This window comes from Streptomyces sp. NPDC002790, from assembly GCF_040295505.1.
GTDB lineage: Bacteria > Actinomycetota > Actinomycetes > Streptomycetales > Streptomycetaceae > Streptomyces.
The window spans coordinates 243,776-256,721 of record NZ_JBEOVM010000001.1; the positions used below are offsets into that span (position 1 = coordinate 243,776).

Sequence of the window (12,946 nt, forward strand, 5' to 3'; positions counted from 1 at the left end):
GCCTCACACGGCTTCGCCGAGCGCCGCGATGACGTCCGCTTTGCGCGGCTGCCCGGACGCCCGGCGCACCTCGCGTCCGCGCGCGTCCAGGACGAGCACGGTCGGGGTCTTGAGGATGCCCACGTCCCGTACGAGGTCGAGGCGGTCCTCGGCATCGATCTCCACGTGAGAGACGCCCGGCACCATCGCGGCGACCTCGTCGAGGACCCGGCGGGTGGCCCGGCAGGGCGCGCAGAACGCGCTGGAGAACTGCACGAGCGTCGCCCGCTCCCCCAGCTCCTCGCCCAACTGCGCCGCGCCCCACGTCTGTTCACCGACCGCCACCCTGCTCCTCCTCCATTTCGCCGCATTCCGTGCAGCGTTTTCCGGCCGTTCGCGTATTCCCGGCACGTGACCAGGATCTCGTACCGTGCTGGAACCAGGACTGGCCCCCCAGCCGTTGATGGGGCACCATCTGCGCAAGCCGGAAAACCTACGGCCGCGTAACTTACTGAAGGGCCAACCCCCTCCATGGCAGAGCTCGTCTACCCTCCGGTCATCGGCGCCGCCCGCACGATGTTCAAGGCGCTCGACCTGAAGATCGACTGCAAGGGCTCGGAGAACATTCCGCGTACCGGCGGTGCGGTCCTGGTCAGCAACCACATCAGCTACCTGGACTTCATCTTCGACGGCCTGGCGGCGCTGCCGCAGAAGCGTCTCGTCCGCTTCATGGCCAAGGAGTCGGTCTTCCGGCACAAGATCTCCGGCCCGCTGATGCGCGGCATGAAGCACATCCCGGTGGACCGCTCCCAGGGCGAGCACGCGTACCAGCACGCGCTGCGGTCGCTGCGCGCAGGCGAGATCATCGGCGTCTTCCCGGAGGCGACGATCTCGGAGTCCTTCACGCTCAAGAGCTTCAAGACGGGCGCGGTGCGCATGGCCCAGGAGGCCGGCGTGCCGCTGATTCCGATGGCGCTGTGGGGCACGCAGCGGCTGTGGACCAAGGGGCGTCCGCGCAACTTCAAGCGGCAGCACATCCCGGTCACGGTCCGCGTCGGTGAGGCCATGGAGGCGCCGAGCGACCAGTACGCGGGAGCGATCACGCGCCGGCTGCGCACGCGCATGCAGGAGCTGCTCGAGGCCGCGCAGCGCGCCTACCCGGTGCGCCCCAAGGGTGAGGACGACACATGGTGGATGCCGGCGCACCTGGGCGGCACCGCCCCGACCCCGGAAGAGGTCAAGGCCGCCGGGGCAGGCTGAGTCACACCGGGAGGGCGTCCGGAAGGCTCTCCCGCAAGTACGGGCGGTCCGGCGCGCCGCGCAGCGCGTCGAGCACCGCCGGGTGCGGCGCGTCGTGGAGCGCCGGGTAGTCCGCCTCCCCCGCCTCCGGGTCGGGTATCCACGCCAACCGCTCTCCGTCCAGGGAGAATTGGGCGTTTACACCCGGCTTGTTCCCGCGGCAGTCCTGCCGGTGCCACGCCCCGCGCAGCCGCACGGCCACCAGTCCGTGCACGCACCAGCCCGTACCCGCGTCGTGCGTCAGCCGCTGATAGCAGAGTGCGGTCGGGATGTCCTCGGCGCGCAGCAGCGCCGCCAGCGCGTGCGCCTTCGCGTGGCAGATACCGGTGCCCTTCTCCAGGACGTCCGACGCCCGCCAGGTGACCCGCGGGTCCCCGCTGTCGGCGGAGTGCGGAATGGCGTCGCGTACGAACTCGTAGGCAGCCTGGGCGTATACATATGAATCGGCGACATCGCGCGCGAGGCGCGCCGCCGTCTCGCGTACGAGCGGCTGATGGTGGTCGATGACGTCGTCGGCCGCCAAATACGCGGACAGGTCGGGGTTCTGCTGGATCAGCTGCATGGCACGCGAGCATAGAAATGCGACCACCTGTAAGTCAATACATTTACAGGTGGTCGCATATATATGCGCCTCGGCTGTAGGGGCGGCTATCGCGCCATCTCTTCCTTGAGGGCCGCCACGAAGGAGTCGACGTCCTCCTCGCGCGTGTCGAAGGCGCACATCCAGCGCACGTCGCCGGCCGCCTCGTCCCAGAAGTAGAAGCGGTACTTCTTCATCAGGCGCTCGGAGACGTCGTGCGGGAGGCGGGCGAAGACGCCGTTGGCCTGCACCGGGTAGAGGATCTCGACGCCGTCGACGGCGCGGGCGCCCTCGGCGAGGCGCTGGGCCATCTCGTTCGCGTGCCGGGCGTTGCGCAGCCACAGGTCCTTGGCGAACAGCGCCTCCAACTGCACCGAGATGAAGCGCATCTTGGAGTGCAGCTGCATGGACAGCTTGCGCAGGTGCTTCATGTGGCGCACCGCGTCCTGGTTGAGGACGACGACGGCCTCGCCGAACAGCGCGCCGTTCTTGGTGCCGCCGAGCGACAGGATGTCGACGCCGACCGCGTTCGTGAACGTCCGCATGGGGACGTCAAGGGACGCGGCGGCGTTGGATATCCGGGAGCCGTCGAGGTGCACCGTCATGCCGTGCCCGTGGGCGTGCTCGCAGATCGCGCGGATCTCGTCGGGCTTGTAGAGCGTGCCGAGTTCGGTGGACTGCGTGATCGAGACGACCTGCGGCATCGCCCGGTGCTCGTCGTCCCAGCCGTAGGCCTGCTGGTCGATCAGCTCGGGGGTGAGCTTGCCGTCCGGGGTCGGCACGGTGAGCAGCTTCAGGCCGCCCATCCGCTCGGGGGCGCCGCCCTCGTCCACGTGGATGTGCGCGGACTCGGCGCAGATCACCGCGCCCCAGCGGTCGGTGACCGCCTGGAGCGCGACGACGTTGGCGCCCGTGCCGTTGAACACCGGGAACGCCTCGGCGGTCGGGCCGAAGTGGCTGCGGATGATCGTCTGAAGGTGGTCCGTGTACTCGTCCCCGCCGTACGCGACCTGGTGCCCGCCGTTGGCGAGGGCGAGCGCCGCCATCACCTCGGGATGGCCGCCCGCGTAGTTGTCGCTGGCGAACCCCTGCGTGGTGGGGTCGTGATGCCGGTGGGCATCGGTCCTCTGTACCTGGTTGGGGGGATTCACGGCTTCTCGGTCAGCCACAGACGGGTCCCGTTCAGTTCGGCGGCGGGCCGCTCCCAGACGCCGGAGATGGCCTCGGCCAGGTCCGTGACGTCCGTGAAGCCCGCGAACTTCGCGTTGGGGCGTTCGGCGCGCATCGCGTCGTGCACCAGCGCCTTGACCACCAGGATCGCAGCCGCCTGCTGCGGTCCCGCCTCACCCCCCGCCTTACGGAAGGAGTCGCCGAGCGCGAGCGTCCACGCCTCGGCCGCGGCCTTCGAAGCGGCGTACGCGGCGTTGCCCGCGGTCGGCTTGGAGGCGCCCGCGGCGCTGATGAGCAGGTAGCGGCCGCGGTCGCTGCGGGACAGGCCCTCGTAGAACGCGAGGGAGGTGTGCTGCACCGTGCGGATCAGGAGCTTTTCGAGCAGCTCCCAGTCGGCGAGGTCGGTGTCGGCGAACGTGGCGCCGCCGCGCCAGCCGCCCACGAGGTGCACGAGGCCGTCGACACGGCCGAAGTCCTTCTCGATGCGCCCGGCCCAGTCACGGGTGGCGTGCAGGTCGAGCAGGTCGACGTTGTCGCCGATGACCGTGGCCCCGCCGTGCGCGTAGCGCGCCTCGTCGACGGCCGCCACCAGGCGCTCCGCGTCCGCGTCGGCGCCGATCACGGTGGCGCCGGCCTCCGCGAGCCGCTTGAGGGTGGCCTGGCCCGCCGGTCCCGCTGCTCCGGCGACCGCGATCACCGCACCGTCCAGTGAGTCCCTGGTCCCGCTGGTGTCGCTCATGACAGTCGCCTCCTGCTGCTTTTCGCCGTGGCTCACGCGGCCCCCGATGCAAGCACCGGCTCCACTGGAGCGGCATTCGCCGCGCCCTTCTCTGCGACGCTCTCCGCGGTGATCCCCTTCGTAGAAGCGATCACCTTCTTCAGCTTCTTCGAAAGCGCCTCATAAAACATGCTGAGCGGAAACTCGTCGGGAAGCACCTCGTCCACGAGTTTGCGCGGCGGCAGGGACGTGTCCAGGGCGTCGGGGCCCTTCGCCCAGGTGGAGCCCGGGTGCGGGGACAGGTACGTGGACACCAGGTCGTACGCGGCGAACCAGTGCACCAGCTTCGGGCGGTCGATGCCGTCGCGGTACAGCTTCTCGATCTCGCCGCACAGCTGGTTGGTCACCTCGGGGGCGCGCTGCCAGTCGATGTGCAGCTTGTTGTCCGTCCAGCGCACCACGTCGTGCTTGTGCAGGTACGCGAAGAGCAGCTGGCCACCCAGACCGTCGTAGTTCTTGACGCGGTCGCCGGTGACCGGGAAGCGGAACATCCGGTCGAAGAGCACGGCGTACTGCACGTCGCGCGCCTGCGGGACGCCGTCGGCCTCCAGCTTCACGGCCTCCTTGAAGGCGGTGAGGTCGCAGCGCAGCTCTTCGAGGCCGTACATCCAGAACGGCTGGCGCTGCTTGATCATGAACGGGTCGAAGGGCAGGTCGCCGTGGCTGTGCGTGCGGTCGTGGACCATGTCCCACAGTACGAAGGCCTGCTGGCAGCGGTCCTGGTCGGCGACCATCTCCTCGATGTCCTTGGGCAGTTCGACGCCGAGGATGTCGACGGCGGCCTCGGTGACGCGGCGGAAGCGGGCCGCCTCGCGGTCGCAGAAGATGCCGCCCCAGGAGAACCGCTCGGGCGCCTCGCGCACGGCGATCGTCTCCGGGAAGAGCACCGCCGAGTTCGTGTCGTACCCGGAGGTGAAGTCCTCGAAGGTGATTCCGCAGAACAGCGGGTTGTCGTAACGGGTCGCCTCGAGTTCGGCGAGCCACTGCGGCCACACCATCTTCAGGACGACGGCTTCCAGATTGCGGTCCGGGTTGCCGTTCTGCGTGTACATCGGGAAGAGCACCAGGTGCTGGAGGCCGTCCCGACGCTGGGCCGCGGGCTGGAAGGCGAGCAGCGAGTCCAGGAAGTCCGGGACCCCGAAGCCGTCCCGCACCCAGCGGCTCAGGTCGCGCACGAGCGCCTCGTGGTACGCGGCGTCGTGCGGCAGCAGCGGGGCGAGCTCGTCGACCGCGGCTATGACACGGCCCACGATCCGCTCGGCGTCGGCCTTCGCCGGGGCGCCTTCGGCCTCGAAGTCGATCGAGCCGTCCTTGCTCTGCAGAGGCCTGAACTCCTCCACGGCGTCCTTGAGCAAGGGCCAGGCCGGGTGTTCCACCACCCTGGGTCCGACCACCTGGACCGGAGAGGCCGGAGAATCCGTCTCCCCCGCGCCGGCCTGCACAAGAATTTCCGTCATGTCCCAACCTCCACGGGAGAACCTCGCGTAAGGACACCGTATGCACGCGAGGTTCTCGACCACAAGGGGGATCTCGGGAAATTATCCTGCACTACCCCCTTGATCGCCGCTGTTTTTCCTGTGACGGGCGGTGGTCGCGATCGCCTTTGCCGCTCCGGCGAGGGCCTGCCGGGCGTCGTCGAGCAGCTCCGGGAAGCCGAAGAATCCGTGGAACATCCGCGGGAAGTGGTCCTCCGTGACCGCGACGCCCGCGTCGCGCAGCGCCTTCCCGTACGCCCGGCCCTCGTCGCACAGCGGGTCGCAGCCGGCGGTGACGATGTGCGCGGCGGGCAGCCCGGCGAGGTCCTCGGCGAGGAGCGGCGATACGTGGCGGTGGGCGGGGTCCCCGTCGGCGCCCAGGTACTGCTCGCGGAACCAGCCGCAGTGGGCGGCGGTGAGGAAGTAGCCCTCGGCGTTGGCAGCGAAGGAGCCGGACTTCTGGCGGGCGTCGGTGGCCGGGTAGACGAGGACCTGGCGAGCGATGTCGGGGCCGTCCTCGTCGCGTGCGATCTGTGCGACGACCGCGGCGAGGTTCCCGCCCGCGCTGTCGCCCGCCACCGTCAATGCCTGTGGGTCGGCGCCCAGTTCGCGCGCGTGGTCGGCGGTCCAGCACAGGGCGGCGTACGCGTCCTCGACGGCGGCGGGGAACGGGGCCTCGGGCGCGAGCCGGTAGTCGACCGATACGACGACGGCGCCGGCGTCACGACACAGGGCGCGGGCCGTGCGGTCGTGGCTGTCGAGGTCGCAGATGACCCAGCCGCCGCCGTGGAAGAAGACGACGACGGGGCGGGATCCCGGCGCGTCCGGCTCCGCATCCGCCTCCGGCTTCGGCCGGTACACGCGCACGGGTATCGCGGGCGCGCCCGGCGGTCCGGGTATCGCGCGGTCCTCGACGGACCCCACCGCGGGGGCGGGGAACGGTGACTCGGGGGCGGCGGCGAGGATCCGGCGGGCCTCGGCGGCGTCGGTGACGGTGCCGCCGAGGTCAGGGAAGGCGGTGGCGATGGCGTCGACGAGGGGACGGGCCTCTGGCGCGAGGCGGTCGAGCGGGTGGGGGGTCATGGGCGGCTCCTTGGTTCGGCTCGGCGAGGTTCGGCGGGGGTGGGTGCGGGTGCGGTCGGCCGGGGGCGACGTCACGGGGCTCTGCCCCGGACCCCGCGCCTCAATCGCCGGCGGGGCTTAAATTGCTCGCCGGGCAGCGGGGGTTTACGGGGCAATCGCCGGCGGGGCTTGAAAATGCTCACCGTCGGCGGGGCTTGAAAGTACTCACCACCGGAGGGGCTTGAATTGTCGATCGCCGGCCGGACTTGGCTGGTCAAAAGGCGGCGGGGCTTGATGCGTGCCGGAAGTGTGGGATCACTTTCTCGCCCCATTGCCGAAGCGTCTCCATGCACGCCTCCTGCGGCACCGTGCCCATCTGGATGAGGCACATGATTTCGTCGGCGCCCGCGTCGCGGAGGCGTTCGACGTAGGCGATGGCGTCGTCGGCGGTGCCGTACGCGTGGTCGGCGTTGAAGGTGGCCGTGGCGGTGGGGCGGACGGGGATGTGGTGCTCGTGGAGGCGGGCCACGACCTGTTCGGCGGCCCGGCGCATCTCCTCCGCCTCGTCCGCGCCTTCCACGACGGCCTCGTCGGGGATGCCCGCGCCGCCGTACCAGTGCCCGATGGACTGCGCGAAGAAGCGCTGGCCGCGGATGCCGATGCCGCGGGCCGTCTCCCGGTCGTCGAGCACGATCGTCGGGCAGAGCACGGAGAAGTGGTCGTTGACGACGGAGGAGACATGGCGCTCCGTGGTGCGGGCCGTGATCGCCGCGTCGTAGGCGGCGCGCATGTCGGCGATCGCCTCCGGGCCCGCGAAGCCCATCACCAGGGCGCCGACGCCGAGTTCGGCGGCCTGGCGCAGCGTCTCCGTGCGGCTGCACGCGAGGAAGAGGGGTGGGTGCGGGGTCTGGGCGGGGCGCGGCAGGATCGGGTGCGGGTCGATGTCGAGGAGCGGCCCGTGGTGCTCCAGCTCGTCCTTCTCCCACGCCTTCCCGATGATCCGCAGCGCCTCCTCGACCTCCTGCGTGGTCCGCTCCTTGTCGACTCCGCAGAGCGACGTCTCCTGCGTGGTGCCGCCACGCCCGGCCCCGAGGTCGAGCCGCCCGCCGGACAACAGGTCGAGCATGGCGGCGCGTTCGGCCACGCGCGCGGGGTGGTTGAAGTTGAACGGCATGCACACCACACCGTGCCCGACGCGGATGCGGGAGGTGCGGGCCGCGACCCAGGTCAGGAAGATCTCCGGAGCGGACATGTGGGCGTACCACTTGAGGGAGTGGTGCTCGACCGCCCAGATCCGGTCGAAGCCCATCTCCTCGGCAAACACGGCCTGTTCGACGCTGTCGCGCAGCAGCTGGTGCTCGCGTTCGACGGTGGGGTCGGCGAGCTGGGCCTCGAAGATGACGCTGAACTTCACGGTGCCTCCCGGACGTGGAGCTGCCATATGACTAATAGCTATATGACGAGCCGTCAGAGATGGGAAGGGGTGCGACGCTCCGGACACGCTTTACGCTTCCCCGGTAGCCCCCTCGACCCCCTGGAGTCACCCGTGTTCGACCCCGCCCCGCCCTACCCGTACGACGGGACCCCCGAGCCGCACCCGCTGCTCGCGCCCGTCCTCGGGCTCCTCGGCACCTGGAGCGGCCGGGGAAGCGGCGAGTACCCCACCCTGGACAGCGACTTCACGTACGCGCAGGAGGTCACGTTCAGCCACGACGGCAGGCCCTTTCTGCGGTACGAGGCGCGGGCCTGGCTGATCGACGCCGACGACGCCCCCGTGCGGCCCGCCGCACGCGAGAGCGGCTGGTGGCGGATTCAGCCCGAGGGCCGCGTCGAGGCGCTGATCACGCAGCCCACCGGGATCGCGGAGGTCATGGTCGGTGCCGTCACCGACGGCACGGTCGAGCTCACGACGCACGCCGTGGGCCTCACGCCGACCGCCAAGCAGGTCGACGCCACGGGACGCCGCTACACGCTCACCGACGACGACACCCTCACGTTCAGCCACCGGCTCGCGGCCGTCGGCCAACCGCTCCAGCACCACCTCGCGGCGCGGCTGCGCCGAAAGTAGCTCTTGCGTCCGTGACCTCCGCTGGATTCAATGCGGAGCCATGCCGACCACGCAGCAGCTGCCGCCGACCGCCTGGGCCGTTCTCGGTCTGCTGTCCTTCCCGCCCGGCGAGCGGACCGGGTACGAGCTGAAGAAGTGGGCGGACGCGTCGCTGCGCTTCTTCTACGGCTCCCCCGCGTTCAGCCAGATCTACGCCGAGCTGCGCAGGCTGGAGCGGCTCGGCTACGCCACGTCCAGGCGCTCGGGCCCGGAGGAGCCGCGCACCAAGCGCACGTACGCCATCACGCGCGCGGGCAGGGACGCGCTCGCCGCGTGGGCGGCCGACGACCGGGACACGGCCGCCGTGTCGCTGCGGCACCCGGTGCTGCTGCGCGTATGGCTGGGGCATCTCGCCGCCCCGGGGCGGCTGCGCACCCTGGTCGAGGAGCATGTGGCGCGCGCCGAGGGCGAGTTGAAGGAGGTGCGGGACGCGGCCGCGCGGGCACAGGGCGTGGAGGCGTGGGCGCACCCGCAGATCGCGCTGCGCTGGAGCGAGCGGCACCTCGCGGCCGAAGTCGAGCTCGCGCGCGGCATGTTGGCGGACCTGGACGCGCTGCCCGCCATCCCCGAAGTCAACGCCGACGGGGACGCGCCCACCACCGGGTGAGCGAACTCGCGCCGAGGGTGACCTGCCCGGTAGGACGGGGCCGGACCCCTGCCCGTACCGCTCGGAGGCGCATCCGCCATGAGTACCCGTGCCGTCCTCGTCGCCGCCGTGATCACTGGACTGATCCTCGGGGTCGTGGGTGCCCGAACCCACGACTCCGCTCCTTCTCGCAGGCACGGTTCCCTCGCGCAGACGGCCCGTTAGTGTACGAGTCTGTCGCGTCCGCGCGGCAGCACCGAGCCGCAGTCGACGGAGGCGAGACGACCTTGAACTTCCTCACCATCGGACATCGCGGAGCCATGGGTGTCGAACCCGAGAACACCCTGAGGTCCTTCGTCGCCGCCGAGCGCGGAGGACTGGACATCATCGAACTCGACCTGCACCTGAGCAAGGACGGCGCGCTCGTCGTCATGCACGACGCCGACGTCGACCGGACCACGGACGGCCAGGGCCCGATCGCCGAGAAGACCCTCGCCGAGATCCGCGGCCTCGACGCCGGGCGCGGCGAGCGCGTGCCGGTCTTCGAGGAAGTGCTCGACGCGGTCGGCTCCCCGCTGCAGGCAGAGATCAAGGACACCGCCGCGGCCCAGGCGCTCGCCGATGTCCTGCTGCGCCGCGACCTTGTGCACCGGGTCGAGGTGATCTCGTTCCACGACGAGGCGATCGCGGAGATCGCCCGGCTCGTGCCCGGCGTACGCACGGCGCTCGTGGCCAGCCGCTACGGGACGGGCGTCGTCGAGCGGGCCGTCACCGCGGGGGCCACGACGCTGGTGCTCAACATCCGGCGGCTCACGCAGGAGGTCGTCGAGCATGCCCGCAAGTCCGACCTGCGGATCATCGGCTGGGTCGTGAACACCCAGGACGATCTGCGGCTCGTACGGGCGCTCGGCCTCGACGGCGCGACCACGGACTACCCGGAGATCAAGCGCACGGGCCGCTTCACCGCGTGACCTGTGTGCCTACGCGAGCGGCTTGACGAGCAGTTCGAACTTGAGGTCGTCGCGCTGCGGGATGCCGAAGCGCTCGTCGCCGTACGGGAACGGGATGGTCAGTCCCGTACGGCAGTAGCCGCGGCGCTCGTACCAGGCGATGAGGTCCTCGCGGGCGTCGATCACCGTCATGTGCATCTCGCCCACGCCCCACGTCTCGCGGGCCCTGCGCTCCGCCTCCGCGATGATCGTCTTGCCGAGGCCGGCGCCCTGCTGGGCGGGGCTGACCGCGAACATGCCGAAGTAGGCGTGCTCTCCGCGGTGCTCCAGCTGGCAGCAGGCGACGACCGCGCCGTCCCGCTCCACCGTGAGCAGCCGGCTGTCGGGGTCCTCGATGACCTCGAGCACGCCCTGAGGGTCGGTCCGCTGCCCTTCGAGGATGTCCGCCTCCGTGGTCCAGCCGGTCCGGCTGGAGTCCCCCCGGTAGGCCGACTCGATGAGGGCGACGAGCACGTCGACGTCCTCGGGCCCGGCGTCACGGAAGACAAGGTCGACGGTGGTCATGTGAGGGCCTCCAGGTTGAGGGACGGCGTGTGTGCGGGGCGCCGTCGAGATTAACGCGAGCGGACTACGCTGCGTCGGCATGGTTCACGTACTGAGCAGCAGGGTCCTGATCCGGCCGACCGACCCCGAGCGGTCGCGGGCGTTCTACGGGGAGGCGTTGGGCCTCGCGGTCTACCGGGAGTTCGGCACCGGGCCCGAGCGGGGCACCGTGTACTTCCTGGGCGGCGGCTTCCTGGAGGTGGCGGGCCGCTCCGCGGAGCCTGTGGTGCCGAGCCTCAAGCTGTGGATGCAGGTGGCGGACGTGCACGCGGCGCACGCGGAGCTGGTGGAGCGGGGCGTCACGGTGGTCCGGGAGCCGGTCAAGGAGCCGTGGGGCCTGATCGAAATGTGGATCACGGATCCGGACGGCCACGAGATCATCCTCGTCGAGGTGCCGCAGGAGCATCCGATCCGCTACCGGCCGGGCATCTGAGCCGCTCCGTAGGCCCGCCTCGCTCGAACGGCCTACGGCGGGGCGCCCCGCGCAGGGGGTTGTCCTGACGCGGCGGGGCGCGGGTGAGGAGTCTGGTTCCGTGCCCCGATCGCGTGCGGTGGCCCGGCCCGGGACGGAGGATGGCGGGAGTTCGGGATTCGGGCGTGCCGAATCCGGATACGCAGGGATCAACGACGCCTCACCGGTGCCACGCAGCCCACCCCAGGAGAGATCCGACATGACCACTCCGCGGAACACCAGCGCTTCCCGTACGTCGTCCGTCCCCCGGATCCTGATCATCGGCGCGGGATTCGCCGGTATGGAGTGCGCGCACAAGCTGGAGAAGGAGCTCAAGCCCGGAGAGGCGGTGCTGCGGCTCATCAGCCCCACCGCGCACCAGCTGTATCTGCCACTGCTTCCGCACGTGGCCTCCGGCGTGCTCACCCCGCAGTCCGTGGCGGTGCCGCTGCGCAGGATGCTGCGGCGCACCCAGATCGTGCCGGGCGGCGCGATCGGCGTCGACCCGCAGGCGAAGGCCGTCGTCGTACGGAAGATAAACGGTGAGGTCAGTGTCGAGCACTACGACTACCTGGTGCTCACGCCGGGCAGTGTGACGCGCCAGTTCGACATCCCGGGCCTGGACAAGTACGCGGTCGGCGTGAAGACGCTCGCCGAGGCGGCCTGGATCCGCGACCACGTGATCACGCAGCTGGACCTGGCGGCGGCAAGCTCCGACCCCGCCGAGCGCGAGGCGCGCCTGCAGTTCGTCGTGGTCGGCGGCGGCTACGCGGGCACGGAGACGGCGGCGTATCTGCAGCGCCTGACGACCGCGGCGGTCAAGCGCTACCCCGGGCTCGACCCGAAGCTCATCAAGTGGCACCTGGTCGACGTGGCACCCAAGCTCATGCCGGAGCTGGGCGAGCGGCTCGGCGACAAGGCGATGGACATCCTGGAGCGGCGCGGGCTGCACGTCTCGCTCGGGGTGTCGGTGGCGAGCGTCACGGAGGACACGGTGACGCTCACCGACGGGCGCGAGCTGCCCTGCCACACGCTGATCTGGACGGCCGGTGTCGCGCCCAGCCCACTCGTGGCGACCCTCGGTTCGGAGACCAACCGCGGCCGGCTCGTGGTGACGCCCGAACTGACCGTGCCCGGGCTCGACGGGGTCTTCGCGCTCGGCGACGCGGCCGCCGTGCCCGACCTCGTCAAGGGCGGCGACGCGATGTGCCCGCCGACCGCGCAGCACGCGATGCGGCAGGGCTGGGCGGCGGCCCGCAACATCCTCGCCTCGGTGCGCGGCATCCCGCTGGAGCCCTACCGCCACAAGGACCTCGGCCTCGTCGTCGACCTGGGCGGCATCCAGGCGGTGTCGAAGCCGCTGGGCATCCAGCTGACCGGGCTGCCCGCCCAGGTCGTGGCGCGCGGCTACCACATCGGCGCGCTGCGCACCATGACGGCGCGGTTCCGCACAGCGGCCAACTGGGCCCTCAACGCGGTCGCGGGCGACGACTTCGTCCGCACCGGCTTCCAGCGGAACCGTCCCGCGACGCTCAGGGACTTCGAGATGACCGACGCGTATCTCTCCGCCGAGGAGCTCCACGAGGTGATCGCGGCGCGGGTCGACGGCCGCTCGATGACCCCGGAGAAGCCGGAACTTCCCCTCAGCTGACCCCACCGCTGCCTTCTGGGCCACCCGAACCGGGAAAGGCCCGTCAGGAACATGGCCAGGACCATGACGTTCTTGCGGCCCTTCTGGTCTCCCCAGTGGCCGAGCACCGCGGCACCGATGGGGCGCGCGACGTAGCCCACGGCATAGGTGGCCGCGGCCTCCTCGGCATCGTCCGCCTGGTGGCGGGCGGACGATGCCGAGGTCTCGGCCCGGCGGGCCCAACTCCCCGGCACCCCTTGTCCGGACCCGCGCGCC

15 protein-coding genes are annotated in these 12,946 nt (G+C 70.8%); 7 read left to right on the forward strand and 8 right to left on the reverse strand.

Features of this window, described 5'->3' with window-relative positions; genetic code table 11:
• Positions 1-3: 3 nt before the first annotated feature.
• The gene (locus ABT004_RS01120) at positions 4-324 is read right to left on the reverse strand and encodes a TlpA family protein disulfide reductase (protein ID WP_351330548.1); all 321 of its coding nucleotides are present in this window, start codon (positions 322-324) and stop codon (positions 4-6) included.
• A 186-nt stretch (positions 325-510) separates the two neighbouring features.
• Here ABT004_RS01120 and ABT004_RS01125 point away from each other — a divergent pair, with 186 nt between their 5' ends.
• Positions 511-1,239, forward strand: coding sequence for a lysophospholipid acyltransferase family protein (locus ABT004_RS01125; protein WP_351330550.1), 729 nt, complete (start codon positions 511-513; stop codon positions 1,237-1,239).
• 1 nt (position 1,240) lies between these two features.
• On the opposite strand, the gene ABT004_RS01130 is transcribed toward ABT004_RS01125, so the two are convergent.
• The 6 genes from ABT004_RS01130 to ABT004_RS01155 form a co-directional block, all read right to left on the reverse strand.
• Positions 1,241-1,840: a transglutaminase domain-containing protein gene (locus tag ABT004_RS01130; RefSeq protein ID WP_351330552.1), complete on the reverse strand. Its 600-nt coding sequence runs from the start codon at positions 1,838-1,840 to the stop codon at positions 1,241-1,243.
• Between the two features lie 86 nt (positions 1,841-1,926).
• Positions 1,927-3,009, reverse strand: a complete 1,083-nt coding sequence (locus tag ABT004_RS01135; RefSeq protein ID WP_351330553.1) for a threonine aldolase family protein — start codon at positions 3,007-3,009, stop codon at positions 1,927-1,929.
• Positions 3,006-3,767, reverse strand: a complete 762-nt coding sequence (locus tag ABT004_RS01140; protein WP_351330554.1) for an SDR family NAD(P)-dependent oxidoreductase — start codon at positions 3,765-3,767, stop codon at positions 3,006-3,008. The genes ABT004_RS01135 and ABT004_RS01140 overlap by 4 nt, the downstream gene beginning before the upstream one ends.
• A gap of 32 nt (positions 3,768-3,799) precedes the next feature.
• Positions 3,800-5,263, reverse strand: a complete 1,464-nt coding sequence (locus ABT004_RS01145; RefSeq protein WP_351330556.1) for a DUF6421 family protein — start codon at positions 5,261-5,263, stop codon at positions 3,800-3,802.
• An 81-nt stretch (positions 5,264-5,344) separates the two neighbouring features.
• Positions 5,345-6,364 carry a LipP1 family hormone-sensitive lipase gene (lipP1, locus tag ABT004_RS01150; protein WP_351330558.1) on the reverse strand — a complete coding sequence of 340 codons (1,020 nt, stop codon included), beginning with the start codon at positions 6,362-6,364 and terminating at the stop codon, positions 5,345-5,347.
• A gap of 253 nt (positions 6,365-6,617) precedes the next feature.
• Positions 6,618-7,757, reverse strand: coding sequence for an LLM class flavin-dependent oxidoreductase (locus ABT004_RS01155; protein ID WP_351330560.1), 1,140 nt, complete (start codon positions 7,755-7,757; stop codon positions 6,618-6,620).
• A gap of 132 nt (positions 7,758-7,889) precedes the next feature.
• Here ABT004_RS01155 and ABT004_RS01160 point away from each other — a divergent pair, with 132 nt between their 5' ends.
• From ABT004_RS01160 to ABT004_RS01175, 4 genes are all read left to right on the forward strand, one after another.
• Positions 7,890-8,411 (forward strand): heme-binding beta-barrel domain-containing protein, encoded by a 522-nt coding sequence (locus ABT004_RS01160; protein WP_351330562.1) that lies wholly within the window; start codon positions 7,890-7,892, stop codon positions 8,409-8,411.
• Positions 8,412-8,451: 40 nt separating this feature from the next.
• Positions 8,452-9,057, forward strand: a complete 606-nt coding sequence (locus ABT004_RS01165; protein WP_351330563.1) for a PadR family transcriptional regulator — start codon at positions 8,452-8,454, stop codon at positions 9,055-9,057.
• A 78-nt stretch (positions 9,058-9,135) separates the two neighbouring features.
• Positions 9,136-9,261, forward strand: coding sequence for a hypothetical protein (locus ABT004_RS01170; RefSeq protein WP_351330565.1), 126 nt, complete (start codon positions 9,136-9,138; stop codon positions 9,259-9,261).
• Between the two features lie 62 nt (positions 9,262-9,323).
• Positions 9,324-10,007, forward strand: coding sequence for a glycerophosphodiester phosphodiesterase (locus ABT004_RS01175; protein WP_351330567.1), 684 nt, complete (start codon positions 9,324-9,326; stop codon positions 10,005-10,007).
• Positions 10,008-10,016: 9 nt separating this feature from the next.
• Here the strand turns inward: ABT004_RS01175 and ABT004_RS01180 are convergent, their stop codons facing one another.
• Positions 10,017-10,550: a GNAT family N-acetyltransferase gene (locus tag ABT004_RS01180; protein ID WP_351330569.1), complete on the reverse strand. Its 534-nt coding sequence runs from the start codon at positions 10,548-10,550 to the stop codon at positions 10,017-10,019.
• A gap of 79 nt (positions 10,551-10,629) precedes the next feature.
• Between ABT004_RS01180 and ABT004_RS01185 the strand changes: the two genes are divergently transcribed.
• On the forward strand, positions 10,630-11,022 hold the full coding sequence (locus ABT004_RS01185; protein WP_351330571.1) for a VOC family protein: 393 nt from the start codon (positions 10,630-10,632) through the stop codon (positions 11,020-11,022).
• A gap of 238 nt (positions 11,023-11,260) precedes the next feature.
• A complete protein-coding gene (locus ABT004_RS01190) occupies positions 11,261-12,691 on the forward strand; it encodes an NAD(P)/FAD-dependent oxidoreductase (RefSeq protein WP_351330573.1) in 1,431 nt (476 codons plus the stop codon).
• Positions 12,692-12,946 lie beyond the last annotated feature (255 nt).